This is a genomic window from Streptomyces flaveolus (genome assembly GCF_044765825.1).
Lineage (GTDB): Bacteria > Actinomycetota > Actinomycetes > Streptomycetales > Streptomycetaceae > Streptomyces > Streptomyces flaveolus.
Window position 1 is genome coordinate 243,774 of sequence record NZ_JBIWKU010000006.1, and the last position, 15,126, is coordinate 258,899.

Consider the following 15,126-nt stretch of genomic DNA (forward strand, 5'->3'; position numbering starts at 1 on the left):
CGGAACGCGGGGTGGTGGGCGAGGGTGGGGACGGAGGTACTGCGGGGAGGGGTGGTGCGCTGGGAAGTACTGGGGACGGGGGTACGGGGGTGAAGGCCGAGGAGGGCGCCGGCGCCGCGCGGGGCGGTCATGACACCGGCTCCGTCAGCGCCCGGTCCACCGGCACCCGGTCCGTGACCGTCACCGCGGCCGGGTCCAGGTCGGCCGGTGTCGGCATGACACTGCCGGGGAGCCGGACGGCCGCGGCGCCGTGCGCGACGGCGGAGGCGAGGGCCCCCGGTCCGCCGCCGCCGGCGATGAGGAATCCGGCGAGGGAGGAGTCACCGGCGCCGACGTTGCTGCGGACGGCGTCCACGCGGGCGCTGCCGAACCAGGTGCCCGCGTCGTCCACGAGGAGCTGCCCGTCGGCACCGAGGCTGGCGAGCACGGCACGCGCGCCCAGTGCGCGCAGCTCCTCGGCGGCCTTCACGGCGTCGCCGACGGTGGCCAGGGGGCGCCCGACGACCTCGGCGAGCTCCTCGGCGTTGGGCTTGACCACGTCGGGCCGCTCGCTCAGCGCCTCGCGCAGGGCGGGCCCGGAGGTGTCCAGGGCGATGCGGACTCCGGCGGCGTGCGCCCGGGCGACCAGGGCGGCGTACCAGGACGGGGCGAGTCCGCGGGGCAGGCTGCCGCAGCAGGCGATCCAGTCGGCGCCGCGCGACTGCCGCCGTACGGTCTCCAGGAGCAGTTCCTGTTCGGCCGCCGACAGTTCGGGCCCCGGAGCGTTGATCTTCGTCAGGACGCCGTCGGCCTCGGCGAGCGCGATGTTGGAGCGGGTGGCCCCGGCGACGGGCACCGGCGCGACCTCGATGCCCTGGGCGTCGAGCAGGTCGGCGACGAGCGCGCCGGGCGCGCCGCCGAGGGGCAGGACCGCGACGGTGCGCTGCCCGGCCGCCGTGACCGCACGCGAGACGTTCACGCCCTTGCCGCCCGGATCGACCCGCTCGCCGGTGGCACGGACGACCTCGCCGCGGTCCAGTGAGGGCACCTCGTAGGTGCGGTCCAGCGACGGGTTGGGGGTGACGGTGAGGATCATGCGCGTACTACTTCCGTGCCGTCGCGCTCGATGGCGGCGGCGTCTTCGGGGCTCAGCCCGCTGTCGGTGATCAGCAGGTCCACGTCGCTCAGGGCGCCGAAGCGGGCGAAGTGCTCCTGGCCGTGCTTGGAGGAGTCGGCGAGCAGCACCACGCGCCGGGCAGCGGCGACGGCGGCCCGCTTGACCGCGGCCTCGGCGAGGTCGGGGGTGGTCAGGCCGTGCTCGGCGGAGAAGCCGTTGGCCGCCACCATCAGCACGTCGGCGCGGATCTCGCCGTAAGCGCGCAGCGCCCAGGCGTCCACGGCGGCCCGTGTACGGTGCCGCACGCGCCCGCCGACCAGGTGGAGCTGGATGCCGGGGTGGTCGGCGAGGCGGGCCGCGATGGGCAGGCTGTGGGTGACGACGGTGAGCTGCGCCTCGGGCGGGAAGGCGGCGGCCAGGCCGGCCACCGTCGAACCGGCGTCCAGGATGACCGTGCCCTCGGCGGGCAGTTCCGCGAGGGCCGCCTTGGCGATCCGCTCCTTCTCGCCGGCCGCCGTGGACTCGCGCTCGGCGAGGTCCGGCTCGAAGTCGAGGCGCCCGGCGGGGATGGCGCCGCCGTGCACCCGGCGGAGCAGACCGGCGCGGTCGAGGGCCTTGAGGTCGCGGCGGATGGTCTCCGCCGTCACCTGGAACTCCTCGGCCAACGACACGACGTCCACCCGGCCGCCGTCCCGGGCGAGCCGGAGGATCTCCTGCTGCCGCTCCGGTGCGTACATGCCTGTTCACCTCCACCTTGTGCCCGAACGTGTGGTTTCACGGGAGGCTACGCCCGGTTTTCGGGAATGTAAACAGGCAAGTGGAAGTGATCAGACACAACCGGGCATGAACGGGCGTGGGCCTGAGGCGAGTGGGGGTCGAACCCGGGACGGGGGGGGGGGGGGGGGGGGGGCGGCCCGGGGCGCCCCCCCCCCCCCCCCCCCCCCCGCCCCCCCCCCCCCCCCCCCCCCCCCCGCCGGGGGGGGCCCCCCCCCCGCCCCCCCGCCGGGGGGGGGGGGGGGGGGGGGGGGGGGGGGGGGGGGCCCCCCGGCGGGGGGGGGGCGCCCCCCCCCCCCCCCCCCCCCCCCCCCCCCCCGCGTCCCCGTTCGGCCGTCGACCGCCCCGTCGTCAGACCAGTGCGGGCTTCTTCTCCGCCGCCGCGGCCTCCTCCTGCGCGTCCGCCCCTTCCACGTGCTGGGCCGGCCGCTCGGGCAGGGCGAACATCAGCAGGAAGATGGCGCCCATCACCGCGGCCACCCAGCCCAGCGCGTTCTGGAAGGCGTCCGCGTAGGCCGGGCCGATGCCGGCCCTGGTGAGGTGGTCGTCCATCGTGCCGAAGAAGACCACCGACACCAGGCCGAGTCCGAGCGCGTTGCCCATCTGCTGCACGGTGTTGATCAGCCCGGACGCCGCACCGGCGTGCTCGCGCGGCACCTGGGACAGCACCGCGTCCGTCAGCGGGGCGACGATCAGGCCCATGCCGAGACCCATGACGACCAGGGGCAGCGCCATCTGCCAGGACGTGATGCCGAGTCCGTACCGCTCGGCCTCCCAGATGTAGAGCAGCACTCCGGCCGCCATCACCAGCGCGCCCGCCTGGAGCACCTTGCGCCCGAAGCGCGGGACCAGCTGCTGCACGGACAGGCCCGCCGCCGTCGACACCGCGATCGAGAACGGCACGCCCGTCAGGCCGGACCGCAGCGGGCTCCAGCCCAGCCCCACCTGCATGTAGAGCGTCCACACCAGGAAGAAGATGCCGAGACCGACCCCGAAGACGGTCTGCACGGCGATGCCCGCCGCGAAGCTCTTGACCTTGAACAGCGACAGCTCGACCAGCGGGGACCCGTCCCGCGCGCTCTTGCGCCGCTCGTACGCCACCAGCACCGCGAGGACGACGAACGCGCCGCCCATCGACACGTACCCCCACAGCGGCCAGCCCAGCTCACGGCCCCGGGTCAGCGGGTAGATCAGCATCAGCAGGCCGAGGGTGACCAGGGCGACGCCGACCAGGTCCAGCTTGAGGGCGCGCGGGGCCTTGGACTCGGTGATGAAGCGGCTGCCGAGGATCAGGCCGGCGATGCCGACCGGCAGGTTGATGAGGAAGATGGGCCGCCATTCCAGGCCGAAGAGGTTCCACTCGGTGAGCAGGGCGCCGAGCAGCGGGCCGGAGACGGCCCCGAGTCCGACGATCGCGCCGAACAGCCCGAACACCTTGCCGCGTTCGTGCGCCGGGAAGGTGGCGTGCACGATCGACAGCACCTGCGGCACCATCAGCGCGGCCATGCCGCCCTGGAGGATGCGGGAGGCGACCAGCATCTCCGGGTTCACCGCGAAGCCGCACAGCGCGGACGCGAGCGTGAAGCCGCCGATGCCCACGAGGAACAGCCGCTTGCGGCCGTGGATGTCGCCGAGCCGTCCGCCGGTGATCAGGCCGGCGGCGAAGGCAAGGGCGTATCCGGCGGTGATCCACTGGATCTGGCTGAAGGAGGCGCCCTCGTCCCGCTGGATCGACGGGATCGCGATGTTGACGATCGTCACGTCGACGAGGTCCATGAACGCCGCCGTCATCACGATCGCGAGGGCGAACCAGCGCCGGCGGTCGCCGCCCGCGGCGGGCCGGTCCTGGGGTGTGTCCGGGGTGTGCGTGAAGGTCATGGGACCAAGCTAGGACCCCAGTAGGCCAGATCATGTCCTATATCTGGGGCATCCTCGGCTCATGACGACGGACACTCCGGCCCGGCTCCTGACGCTGCTCTCCCTCCTCCAGACACCCCGCGAGTGGCCCGGTGGCGAGCTCGCCGACCGGCTCGGGGTCTCCCGCCGCACGGTCCGGCGGGACATCGACCGGCTGCGCGAACTGGGCTACCCCGTGCAGGCGACCATGGGCTCCGACGGCGGGTACCGGCTGGTCGCCGGCAAGGCGATGCCGCCGCTCGTGCTCGACGACGAGGAAGCGGTGGCGATCGCGGTCGGGCTGCGCGCCGGGGCGGGGCACGCGGTGGAGGGCGTGGACGAGGCGTCGGTGCGGGCGCTGGCCAAGCTGGAACAGGTGCTGCCGTCGCGGCTGCGGCACCGCGTCGCCACGCTGCAGGCCGCGACGACGCCGCTGACCAGTGGGGACGGGCCGAGCATCGCGCCCGAGACGCTGACCGTGATGGCCTCCACGGTGGCCGGACATGAGCGGCTGCGGTTCGCCTACCGCGCCGGGGACGGCACCGAGTCGCGGCGCCTGACGGAGCCGTACCGGCTGGTGTCGACGGGGCGGCGCTGGTACCTGGTCGCGTACGACGTCGACCGCGACGACTGGCGGACGTTCCGGGTGGACCGGGTGAGCGAGCCGTTCGCGACGGGCGCGCGGTTCGCTCCGCGGGAGCTGCCGACGGGGGACGCGGCGGAGTATCTGCGCCGGTCCATGCAGCGGCGCGGCGACTCGTACGAGATCGTCGTCACCTTCGCCGCGCCGGTACGCGAGGTCGCTGCCCGGCTGCCGGGGTGGCTCGGCCCGCCGGAAGCGCTGGACGACGGGACGTCGTGCGTGCTGCGGGCCACGGTCTCGGACGCGGTGGAGTGGATGGCGGTACGGCTCGCGATGCTGGGGGTGGACTTCCGCGTCCAGGAACCCCCGGAACTGGTGACCAGCGTACGAACCCTGGCAGCCCGCCTGACCCGAGCCACGGAGACCTGACCCCTCCCCACGCCCCCCGGCGCACCGCCCAACCACGGGCACCCGTGCCGCCAGGCGCGACACGGGCGGGCCCGGCGACACCTCGGCACCACCGAGTCACGCGACCCACCGCCGTACCCCAGCCCAGCCCGGCTGCGCGGCCCACCCGGGCGCCGCCCACCCCACCGCGCTACACCCCCGGCGCCTCCTCCCACACGAACCCCCGCAGCACGTCGAGGTTCTCCAGCGCCAGGTCCAGCGCCCTCCCCGCCTCCTCCGCGGACGCGGCCCAGTACTCCACCGCCACCCGCACCGCCGCCCCCGCCGTGGCGGCGGCGAAGCGGAGCCGGGGTCCGGCCACCGGCGCCTCGGCAACGTTGTCGTCGCCCTCACGGCGCGCCGCCGCGACCCGCTCGGCCAACGCCTCCCCGAGCGCCCGCTCGGTCAGGTGGCACACGTCGGCCCACACCTTCCGCAGCGCCGGACTCGTCTCGGCCAGGCGGATCAGCGTCCGGGCCCCCTCCCAGGACGCGACGGACACCCCGGCACCCGGCGTCAGCGTGTGCCGCGCCGCGTGTTCCAGGGCCTGCGGCGGGGACAGCTCGGCCGGGGCGTCCCGTACCGCCTCGATCCAGCGCTCGGCGCCCAGGGCGTAGAGGGGCGCGACGGCCTCCTCCTTGGTGGCGAAGTACCGGTAGAAGGTGCGCGGGGCGATGCCGGCGGCGTGCGCGATGTCCTCGGCCCGGGTGGCCCGCAGGCCCTGGTGCACGAAGAGGCGGGCCGCCGCGCGGGCGATGTCCATGCGGGTCTCGGCCTTGCGCCGCTCGGTCAGCGAGACCGGTGGCCGGCCGAGGGCGGGAGTACGGGTGGTGCTGCTCACTTCGGCAGGCTATGCCGCTGTGGCAGAATCTGCCATCCGGCGGGTCACCCCGGGGTTCAGGTTCGGGGTGGCCCGCTCGTCATGGCCCGCGCAGTCGTGCCCCCGCCCGCAGACGGAGAGAGCCGGGCTGCGGCACCCGGGGGGGGAGGGGCGCCGAGCCCGGCTCGGGAAGTCCCGGCGCCGGGGGGAGTGCGTCGGGACCTGGTCCAGTGTGCGTCGGATCCGGTGCGGATCGGGGCCCGAACCGCCGGGCCCGGGATTCTTGTTCCCGGGCCCCTGCCGCTTGAAGCAGCGTTACACGCCATGTTTGCGCGGGCTTCGGCCACCGGCGTACGCCCCAGGCGTCACGCCACGCCCCCGCCTCACGGGGCCGTCCTGCGACGGCCCCCGACGTCTTACGCCGCCGCCTCGAAGCCGGTGTCACGCGCCAGCTTCTTCAGCTCCAGCAGCGCGTGCTTCTCGATCTGCCGGATCCGCTCGCGGGTGAGTCCGTGCTCCTTGCCGACCTCGGTCAGCGTGCGCTCGCGGCCGTCGTCGATGCCGTAGCGCATCTTGATGATGGAGGCCGTGCGCGGGTCGAGGCGGCCGATCAGGTCGTCCAGCTCCTCGCTGCGCAGCAGCGTCATCACGGACTGCTCGGGCGACACGGCGGAGGTGTCCTCCAGCAGGTCGCCGAACTGGGTCTCGCCCTCGTCGTCCACCGACATGTTCAGCGAGACCGGGTCGCGGGCCCAGTCGAGCACGTCGACCACACGCTCCGGCGTCGAACCGAGCTCGGCGGCGATCTCCGCGGGCTCCGGCTCACGGCCGTGCTCGCGGTTGAACTCGCGCTGCACGCGCCGGATCCGGCCGAGCTCCTCCACGAGGTGGACGGGCAGGCGGATGGTGCGCGACTGGTCGGCGATCGACCGGGTGATGGCCTGGCGGATCCACCAGGTCGCGTACGTCGAGAACTTGAAGCCCTTGCGGTAGTCGAACTTCTCGACCGCCCGGACCAGGCCGGCGTTGCCCTCCTGGATGAGGTCGAGGAGCGGCAGACCGCTGCGCGGGTAGCGGCGGGCCACGGCGACGACCAGGCGGAGGTTGGAGCGGATGAAGACGTCCTTCGCCCGCTCACCCTCGGCGATCAGGGCCTCGAGCTCCTCCCTGGTGGCATCCGCCCCGGTCTCCTCGTAGCCTTCGAGGACCTGCCGCGCGAACACACCCGCCTCGATGGTCTGGGACAGCTCGACCTCCTTGGCGGCGTCGAGCAGCGGGGTCCGCGCGATCTCGTCGAGGTACATGCCGACCAGATCGCGGTCGGCGAGCTCGCCGCCGTTGGCGCGGACGCTGGTTGCCGCGTCGGCCGTCTCGCCGGTGGCGGACTTACGACGGGCGACGGCACGGGTTGCCATGCGTGCTCCCTTGCGATGAGTGGTTCAGCGGGTGGTCCAGTGGACGTTCGGCACTGTGGGGGTCGTCTCCGGTCTCTGCCTTGCTGTTGCGGAATCCGTCTCCGGACTCCCTCGGGACTCTCCTCGGGTGCCCTGCATCCGATGGAAACAACGACTGGAATCCGGACAGAATTCCCAACCCGTCCCCCGATTTTTCTGATCATGCAGTACCCTGTGCCGCCGCAGGAGGGGGAACGATGCCGTCGGAGCGCACGGATGTCCAGGTCAGGCCGGGGGTCGAGGACGACCTCAAGGCCCTCACGGAGCTCTACAACCACTACGTACGTGAGACGCCCATCACGTTCGACACCGACCCCTTCACCCCGGAAGAGCGCCGTTCGTGGCTGCTCTCCCACCCTGAAGACGGCCCGTACCGGCTGAGGGTTGCCACGGACGCGGACTCACAGGAGATTCTGGGCTACGCCACATCCAGCCCTTATCGCGCCAAGCCCGCGTACGCGACCTCGGTGGAGACCACCGTCTACGTCGCCCCGCACGCCGGCGGCCGGGGCATCGGCACGCTGCTCTGCACGGCGCTCTTCGAGGCCCTGGCCGGCGAGGACCTGCACCGTGCCTACGCGGGCATCGCGCAGCCCAACGAGGCCTCCGTCCGGCTGCACGAGCGCCTCGGCTTCCGGCACGTGGGCACGTACCGCGAGGTGGGCCGCAAGTTCGGCCGCTACTGGGACGTGGCCTGGTACGAGAAGCCGCTCCCGCACCGCCGCGAGGGGTAGCCGAGCCGTCAGCCGAACTGCACCGACCGCTTCGCCAGCCCCATCCAGAACCCGTCGATCACCGACTTGCGCAGGTCCAGCTCGCCGGCCGCGTCGGCCGCCCCCATCGTGACGAACAGCGGGGCGAAGTGTTCGGTGCGCGGGTGGGCGAGCAGGCCAGCCGGGGACTTGCGGGTGAAGTCGAGCAGCGCGTCCACGTCGCCGGTCTCGAGCGCGCGCCGCCCCCAGTCGTCGAACTCCGCGGACCAGGCGGGTACGCCGCCCTGGCGCAGGGCGGCCAGGTTGTGGGTGAAGAACCCGGAGCCGACGATCAGCACGCCCTCGTCGCGCAGGGGCGCCAGCCTGCGGCCGATCTCCATCAGCCGGACGGGATCGAGGGTCGGCATGGACACCTGGAGGACCGGGACGTCGGCGTCCGGGTACATCTCCACCAGCGGGACGTACGCGCCGTGGTCGAGGCCGCGGTCGGGGACGTCCTGCACGGGCGTACCGGGGGCGCGCAGCAGCTTGCGGACGGAGTCGGCGAGCTCGGGGGCGCCGGGGGCCTCGTAGCGCACCTGGTAGTAGTGCTCGGGGAAGCCCCAGAAGTCGTAGACGAGCGGCACCGTACGGGTGGCGCCGAGGGCGAGCGGGGCCTCCTCCCAGTGGGCGGAGACGACGAGGATCGCCTTCGGGCGCGGCAGGCCGGCGGCCCAGGCGGCCAGCTCGCCGGGCCAGACGGGGTCGTCGGCGAGGGGCGGGGCGCCGTGGCTGAGGTAGAGGGCGGGCATGCGCTCCCGGACGTCGGTCGACATGGCGGCGGCTCCCCATCACTGACTGTTGCTTGAAGTCTCAATCTCTTTCACCGCCGAATGTACGCCCTTTTTGTTTAACTTTCAAGAAATAGTCTCGTACAGTGGGATACATGAACACGGCACCCATCCCGGCCCCGGCCGACGAGCCCCGCTGGCTCACCGACGAGGAGCAGCTCGTGTGGCGCTCCTACATCGAGGCCGCCACCCTCCTGGAGGACCACCTCGACCGCCAGCTCCAGCGCGACGCGGGCATGCCCCACGTCTACTACGGCCTGCTGGTCAAGCTCGCCGAGTCGCCGAGGCGGCGCCTGCGGATGACGGAACTGGCCAAGTACGCGAAGATCACCCGCTCCCGCCTCTCGCACGCGATCGCCCGCCTGGAGAAGAGCGGCTGGGTGCGCCGCGAGGACTGCCCGTCCGACAAGCGCGGCCAGTTCGCGGTGCTCACGGACGAGGGGTACGCGGTTTTGCGGAAGACGGCACCGGGCCACGTGGACGCCGTGCGCCAGGCCGTGTTCGACCGGCTCACCCCGGAACAGCAGAAGTCCCTCGGCGAGATCATGCGGATCGTCGCCGAGGGACTTCAGCCCGCCGAGGCGGGAGCGGACCTGCCCTGGCTGCGCTGAGCGGATCGCTCAGGAGCCGGGCAGGTCCGCGGGGAACCGTGCGTACGGGGCGTCCCCTCCCCCTCCGCACGGGTGGCACAGGTGGTGCTCAGGGCCCGAGGGGTGTCACCGGCCGGTGTCAGTGGGCGACGACCGGCACCGGCAGCTCGTCCTCGACCCCGTCGCCGGAGCCGGACCCCGTGACGGGCGTGCTGCCCGGACGGCCGGCGTTGACGAAGGTCAGGGCGATCACACCGGCGGCCACCAGGATGCCGACGGCGAACCAGATCGCGCTGGTGTAGCCGTGCACCATGCCCTCCAGCTGGACGAGCTGCTGCTGGGACCGGCCGGCCGCGCCGCCGATGTGGTCGGCGATGTACGACGTGGTGGCCGAGGCGGCGATCGTGTTCAGCAGCGCCGTACCGATGGCGCCGCCCACCTGCTGGGAGGTGTTGACCATCGCGGAGGCGACACCGGCGTCCCGCGGCTGCACGCCCTGGGTGGCCAGGGACATGGCCGGCATGAACGCCGTACCCATGCCGAGACCGAGCAGCAGCATGCCGGGCAGCAGCACGGCGGCGTAGGAGGTGTCGACCTCCAGCTGGGTCAGCAGCAGCATGCCGACGGCGGCGACCAGGAAGCCGGGGCCCATCAGGAGACGGGCCGGGACGCGGGTCATCAGACGGGCGCCGATCTGGGTGGAGCCCGTGATCATGCCCGCGACCATGGGCAGGAAGGCGAAGCCGGTCTTCACCGGCGAGTAGCCCTTCACGATCTGCAGGTAGTAGGTCAGGAAGAGGAACAGGCCGAACATGCCGATGATGGCCAGGCCCAGCGAGAGGTAGATACCGCCGCGGCTGCGGTCGGTGACCACGCGCAGCGGCAGCAGCGGGGCCTTGACCCGCTGCTCGACCAGCACGAAGGCGGCCAGCAGCACGACGGAGCCGGCGAACATGCCGATCGTCAGGCTGTCGCTCCAGCCGGCCGACTCGGCGCGGGTGAAGCCGTACACGAGCGCGACCAGACCGAGGGTGGACAGGATCACGCCGGGGACGTCGAGCGGGGAGCGGTTGCGGCCGCCCTCGGGCTCACGGATGACCAGGTACGCACCGGCCGCGGCGACGACCGCGAACGGGACGTTGACGAAGAAGGTCCAGCGCCAGTCCAGGTACTCGGTGAGGAAGCCGCCGAGGATCAGACCGACGGCGGCACCGCCACCGGCGATGGCGCCGTAGATGCCGAACGCCTTGGCACGCTCCTTGGCGTCCGTGAACATCACGGCGAGCAGGGAGAGCGCGGCGGGCGCGAGCAGCGCGCCGAAGGCGCCCTGGAGAGCGCGGGAGCCGAACATCATCGCCTCGTTGGTGGCCGCACCGCCGAGCGCGGACGCGACGGCGAAGCCGGCCAGGCCGAGGACGAAGGTCCGCTTGCGTCCCCACAGGTCGGCGATCCGGCCACCGAACAGCAGCAGACCGCCGAAGGCGAGGGCATAGGCCGTGACGACCCACTGCCGGTTGCCGTCGGAGATGCCGAGGTCCTGCTGGGCGGAGGGCAGGGCGATGTTCACGATGGTCGAGTCGAGGACGACCATCAGCTGGGCGAGCGCGATGAAGACGAGCGCCTTCCAGCGGCCGGCGTCCGGGACGCCGGGAGCCTTGACGGCTGCTTGAGACATGGGGATACCCACTTCGGGACTTCGTGACGGAAAAAGGTCGGTAAAAGGGACGACTGGAGCCGGGGCGACGGCCACGGGGCCGCCGTCCTCAGGTCAGACGGTCATGAGTCACGGAACTACTGGTGACGGGCTACTGGTCGCGGACGTACTGGTGGTGGACTACTGGTCGCAGGGCCGGCGCAGGTCCTCCAGGGTCACGGCCGTCCCCGGCAGGGCGGAGCGGGCGGGAGCCCGCAGCCCGTCCAGGAACAGCTGCAGATGGCGATGGACGAACCGGTCGGCGCTCACGCACCCCGTACCGGCCGGAGGCCGGCTGAGCTGGGCCGCGGCGATCATCACATCGCCCACGCCCACGTCACTGCGGAGCTGCCCGGCCGCGGCGGCCCGTTCCATGACCTCGGCGACGAGCCGCTCGACCCGGTCGCGCGCCGCCTCCAGGTCGGGGTGGTGCTGGTCGAACGTGCTGGACACCATCGGGCACAGCGCGCTGATCCGCTCGTCGGCGGCGGCATGCACGAAGCGCTCCAGCGCCTCGAACGCGTCGCCGGTCTCCGCGAGGGCCAGCTCGGCCGCCCGTGCCGTACGGTCCATGACCGAGCAGACGACCTCGCGGACGAGGGCGTCGCGGTCGGGGAAGTTGCGGTACACCGTGGCGTTGCCGACACCGGCCCGGCGGGCGACCTCGTCGAGCGGCACGTCGGGGCCGTGCTCGACGAACATCTCCCGGGCGGCGGTGACGATCCGCTCCCGGTTGCGCAGGGCGTCGGCGCGCGGCCGGGTCGCCTTGCGCTGCACGGGGGTCGCGGTCTGCACGGCATACTCCTCGGGACTGAGGGGGCGATCCGGGGAGCGTCTCCCCGTTTCACTCGGACACAGGGCTAAACGGGGAAACGATCCCCGGTTATTTCCCACCCGCAGAACGATTCGCGGTGACCTGCGTCACACCTCTTCGAGCGTCCTCCGACGCCTGCCCCGAAGGTGCCCGCGCGGGCTCCCCGCCGGGCCGCGCAGAGGCCGCGAACAGGGCCGCGAGCTGCACGGACGCCCCGATCCCGGACACCGCCGGAGGCTACCCGCGAGAAACCCACGATCGGTCCGCCCCAGCGAGCGCCCGCACACCCCTCGACACAGGGTGAGCGCAAGGGTGCAGCCGGTGACCGGCGGCTGCCGTCCTCCGGGAGGTCAGCATGCAGCCGCAGCCGCAGGTGCGGCCGCCGAGCCGTCGGATACGCATGCGCCGGCCGGCCGCGATCGCGACGGTCGCCGTCCTGACGCTCGCCGTCAGCACCTCGGCGGGCACCGGCCGGCTCGCCCCCGGTACCTCGACGGCCGGCCCGAGCCCGGCCACCCTGTCCCGCTCCTCCGCGCACGGCCCCTGCATGATCAGCGGCGGCTCCGAGATCCAGATGTCGGAAGGCGTCCCGACCTCGTCCGGATACGCCCGCTCCACCGGCACCGTCCGGGCTCTCAACCTGATGATCGACTTCTCCGACGCGCCCGGCGAGGGCAAGGCCCTGGACCGGTACGACGAGTTCTTCCCGCAGACCCGGGAGTGGTTCCGCACCAGCTCCTACGGCCGCCTCGACTACCGCCCCGAGACCCCGATCCACGGCTGGCTGCGCATGCCCAAGTCGTTCGCCGAGTACGGCATAGAGCGCGGCGCCCCCTTCGATCCCGGCTACCGGGCCCTGGTGCAGGACCTGGTGTCGGTGGCCGACGCGAAGGTGGACTTCCGCGGTTACGACCTGCTGAACGTGCTGGTGACACCGAACGCCGGCCCCTCCGCCCTGGACACGGTCCTGTCCGTCACCTTCGCCGGCAACACCGAGGCCCCGGTCGCCGACGGCGTCCCGGTGGCGAACGCGTCCTTCGTCTACTCCCGGCAGGACGACGGCTCCGGCTCCTACGACAAGACCGGCTACCGCGTCCTCCCCCACGAGAACGGCCACGTCTTCGGCCTGCCCGACCTCTACACCCAGGAGGGCGGCGGCGCGGTCGGCCACTGGGACATCATGAGCGAGGACTGGGGCGCCGACAACGACCTGCTCGGCTGGCACAAGTGGAAGCTGGGCTGGCTCGACCCGTCCCAGGTGCACTGCGCGTCGCGGCCGGGCACGACGGAGTACACGCTGACGCCGCTGGCCCGCAAGGGCGGTGACAAGCTGGTCGTCGTACCGCTCAACGGGAAGTCCGGGTACGCGGTCGAGCTGCGCACCCGCGAGGGCAACGACGAGGCCGTCTGCCGCGAGGGCGTACTGATCTACAAGGTCGACGCGGACGTGGACACGGGGATGGGCCCGGTCACGGTGTACGACTCCCGCAGAAACAGCGGCGGATGCACCCGCAGCCCCAACGTCCACGCCGAACTCTCGGACGCCGCGTTCATCCCCGGCGAGACCTTCAAGGACCCGCGCCGGGGCGTCACGATCACGGTGTCGGGGGCGGACTTGAAGGGGGACCATCAGGTGCGGGTGACGCGGGGCTGACGTCCCGGCGCGGCGGGGGCCGAAGCATGGGAGAGAGGGGACTGTCGGTCCCCGCATTACGGTAGGCCTGCCGCGACCGCCGTACCGGAGAGCCGATGCCCGCCAACCACACGAACGACACCGCCGACCCGATCGACGCCGGGGGCGCCGGGCAGGTGCGGGGCACGGGGGGCGGCGTCGCACCGGCCGAGGCGGTCACGCCGCTGCTGCGGGGCATCACCGTCCTGCGGCGGCTGACCGAGGCGGACGGCGGCACCCTCAGCCTCAGCGGGCTGGAGAAGGCCACCGGCCTGGCCCGCTCCACGGTCGACCGCGTCACCGCCACCCTGGCCCGCATGGGATACGTCCGCCTGGACGGCCGCGACGTGACCCTCGCCCCCCGCCTGATGGAACTGGGCAACGCCTACCTCTCCGCCCTGCGCCTCCCCGCCCTGCTGTCCCACCGGGCCGACGCCCTCGCCGACGAGCTGGACGAGTCGGTGTCCCTGGCCGTCGGCGACCGGGACGGCGTCCGCTTCATCCACCAGGCCACGCGCCGCCGGGCGATGTCCCTGAGCTTCCGCATCGGCGACCTGCTGCCCGCCGAGCGCACCGCACCCGGCCCGCTGTTCGCCACGGAGTGGACGCAACCCGACTGGCGCCACTGGCACGACCGCCGGGCGACGGACCCGGAGGACCGCTCCTTTGCTTCCGTACCGCCACGCGACCACGCCGCCGTCCCCGACGCGGACTTCGAGCGCCGTACGGCGAGGGCGGCGGCCGACGGCTGGGCCCTGGACGACCAGCTGATCGAACCGGGCCTGGTCGCGGTCTCGGCCCCGGTACGGGATCCGGGCACCGGCCGGGTGGCGTGCGTGGCGAGCGTGGTGAGCCACACCAGCCGCCACACGGCACAGGACCTGCGCGCCGCCCTGCTGCCCCGCCTGCGCTCGGCGGTGACGCAGATGGAGGACGACCTGCGCCACGCCCCGCCACCGGCGCCGGGCCCCCCGCCCGCGGGCCTCGCCACCTGGACGGGCGCGTCGAAACAGGAACTGGGCCGGGAATTCGTGGAGTCCCTCGCCCGCGGTCTGACCGTACTGACGGCCTTCGGCGAGAGCAGGCCCGCCCTCACCCTGACGGAGGTCGCGAAGGCGACGGGCCTGGCGCGGGCGACGGTCCGCCGGGCCCTGATCACCCACGAACACGCGGGCCTGGTGACACAGTCCCCCGACCGCACCTTCACCCTCACCCCCCGCGTCCTCTCCCTCGGCTTCCCGCCCCTCTCCCGCCTCTCCCTCCCCCAGATCGCCCAGCCCCACCTGACCGCACTGGCGGCCCGGGTCAACGAGTCGGCCTCCCTGGCCGTCCTGTCGGACTCGGGCGAGGAGATCCAGTACACGGCGCGGGCCTCCCCGAGCCGCGTGATGAGCGCCCGCATCACCGTGGGCGCCCGCCTCCCGGCCCCGGCGACCGCCCCGGGCCGCGTCCTCCTCGCGGACCTGGAGGAGGCCCTGGTCGACGAGGAACTGGAAGCCGGCCTGCGCTCGATCGCGGTCCCGGTACGCGACCGCACGGGCCGGGTCGTGGCCGCGGTGAACGTGGCGATGCACGCGGCCCGCCGGACGACGGAGGCGTGCGTGACGGAAATCCTCCCGGAACTGCGCCGGACGGCCACCGCCATCGAGACGGACCTCCGCACAGCGGGCCGCTTCACCCCCGTCCCCCCGACCTGACCACCCGCTACACTGTCGGCGGTGGCACAGCCGTACCACCGCACCAG

The 15,126-nt window shown here is 73.1% G+C and carries 13 protein-coding genes; 5 read left to right on the top strand and 8 right to left on the bottom strand.

Features of this window, described 5'->3' with window-relative positions; genetic code table 11:
- Positions 1-127 precede the first annotated feature (127 nt).
- From pfkB to ACIRG6_RS20175, 3 genes are all read right to left on the bottom strand, one after another.
- Complete coding sequence (pfkB, locus tag ACIRG6_RS20165; RefSeq protein ID WP_364673724.1) at positions 128-1,075, bottom strand: 1-phosphofructokinase; 948 nt, start codon at positions 1,073-1,075, stop codon at positions 128-130.
- Entirely contained in the window at positions 1,072-1,833 is a 762-nt protein-coding gene (locus ACIRG6_RS20170) for a DeoR/GlpR family DNA-binding transcription regulator (protein WP_189233206.1), read from the bottom strand. The genes pfkB and ACIRG6_RS20170 overlap by 4 nt, the downstream gene beginning before the upstream one ends.
- A 388-nt stretch (positions 1,834-2,221) precedes the next feature.
- Positions 2,222-3,748: an MFS transporter gene (locus ACIRG6_RS20175; RefSeq protein ID WP_364673730.1), complete on the bottom strand. Its 1,527-nt coding sequence runs from the start codon at positions 3,746-3,748 to the stop codon at positions 2,222-2,224.
- Between the two features lie 61 nt (positions 3,749-3,809).
- Here ACIRG6_RS20175 and ACIRG6_RS20180 point away from each other — a divergent pair, with 61 nt between their 5' ends.
- Positions 3,810-4,778, top strand: a complete 969-nt coding sequence (locus ACIRG6_RS20180; RefSeq protein ID WP_364673733.1) for a helix-turn-helix transcriptional regulator — start codon at positions 3,810-3,812, stop codon at positions 4,776-4,778.
- 169 nt (positions 4,779-4,947) lie between these two features.
- Here ACIRG6_RS20180 and ACIRG6_RS20185 read toward each other — a convergent pair whose 3' ends face one another.
- Positions 4,948-5,637 carry a TetR/AcrR family transcriptional regulator gene (locus ACIRG6_RS20185; RefSeq protein ID WP_403323841.1) on the bottom strand — a complete coding sequence of 230 codons (690 nt, stop codon included), beginning with the start codon at positions 5,635-5,637 and terminating at the stop codon, positions 4,948-4,950.
- A 395-nt stretch (positions 5,638-6,032) separates the two neighbouring features.
- Positions 6,033-7,031, bottom strand: coding sequence for a sigma-70 family RNA polymerase sigma factor (locus ACIRG6_RS20190; RefSeq protein ID WP_225637955.1), 999 nt, complete (start codon positions 7,029-7,031; stop codon positions 6,033-6,035).
- A gap of 236 nt (positions 7,032-7,267) precedes the next feature.
- Between ACIRG6_RS20190 and ACIRG6_RS20195 the strand changes: the two genes are divergently transcribed.
- Positions 7,268-7,804 carry a GNAT family N-acetyltransferase gene (locus ACIRG6_RS20195; protein ID WP_364673739.1) on the top strand — a complete coding sequence of 179 codons (537 nt, stop codon included), beginning with the start codon at positions 7,268-7,270 and terminating at the stop codon, positions 7,802-7,804.
- Between the two features lie 8 nt (positions 7,805-7,812).
- Here the strand turns inward: ACIRG6_RS20195 and ACIRG6_RS20200 are convergent, their stop codons facing one another.
- Positions 7,813-8,598: a dioxygenase family protein gene (locus ACIRG6_RS20200; RefSeq protein WP_364673742.1), complete on the bottom strand. Its 786-nt coding sequence runs from the start codon at positions 8,596-8,598 to the stop codon at positions 7,813-7,815.
- 110 nt (positions 8,599-8,708) lie between these two features.
- Between ACIRG6_RS20200 and ACIRG6_RS20205 the strand changes: the two genes are divergently transcribed.
- The gene (locus ACIRG6_RS20205; RefSeq protein WP_239765980.1) at positions 8,709-9,224 is read left to right on the top strand and encodes a MarR family winged helix-turn-helix transcriptional regulator; all 516 of its coding nucleotides are present in this window, start codon (positions 8,709-8,711) and stop codon (positions 9,222-9,224) included.
- A 118-nt stretch (positions 9,225-9,342) separates the two neighbouring features.
- Here ACIRG6_RS20205 and ACIRG6_RS20210 read toward each other — a convergent pair whose 3' ends face one another.
- Both ACIRG6_RS20210 and ACIRG6_RS20215 read right to left on the bottom strand, forming a co-directional pair.
- Entirely contained in the window at positions 9,343-10,878 is a 1,536-nt protein-coding gene (locus ACIRG6_RS20210) for an MFS transporter (RefSeq protein WP_318213256.1), read from the bottom strand.
- A gap of 159 nt (positions 10,879-11,037) precedes the next feature.
- Positions 11,038-11,691, bottom strand: a complete 654-nt coding sequence (locus ACIRG6_RS20215; RefSeq protein ID WP_239765978.1) for a TetR/AcrR family transcriptional regulator — start codon at positions 11,689-11,691, stop codon at positions 11,038-11,040.
- A gap of 374 nt (positions 11,692-12,065) precedes the next feature.
- On the opposite strand from ACIRG6_RS20215, the gene ACIRG6_RS20220 reads away from it, so the two are divergent.
- Positions 12,066-13,364, top strand: a complete 1,299-nt coding sequence (locus ACIRG6_RS20220) for a M6 family metalloprotease domain-containing protein (RefSeq protein ID WP_403323845.1) — start codon at positions 12,066-12,068, stop codon at positions 13,362-13,364.
- 95 nt (positions 13,365-13,459) lie between these two features.
- Positions 13,460-15,079, top strand: coding sequence for an IclR family transcriptional regulator domain-containing protein (locus ACIRG6_RS20225; RefSeq protein ID WP_403323847.1), 1,620 nt, complete (start codon positions 13,460-13,462; stop codon positions 15,077-15,079).
- Positions 15,080-15,126 lie beyond the last annotated feature (47 nt).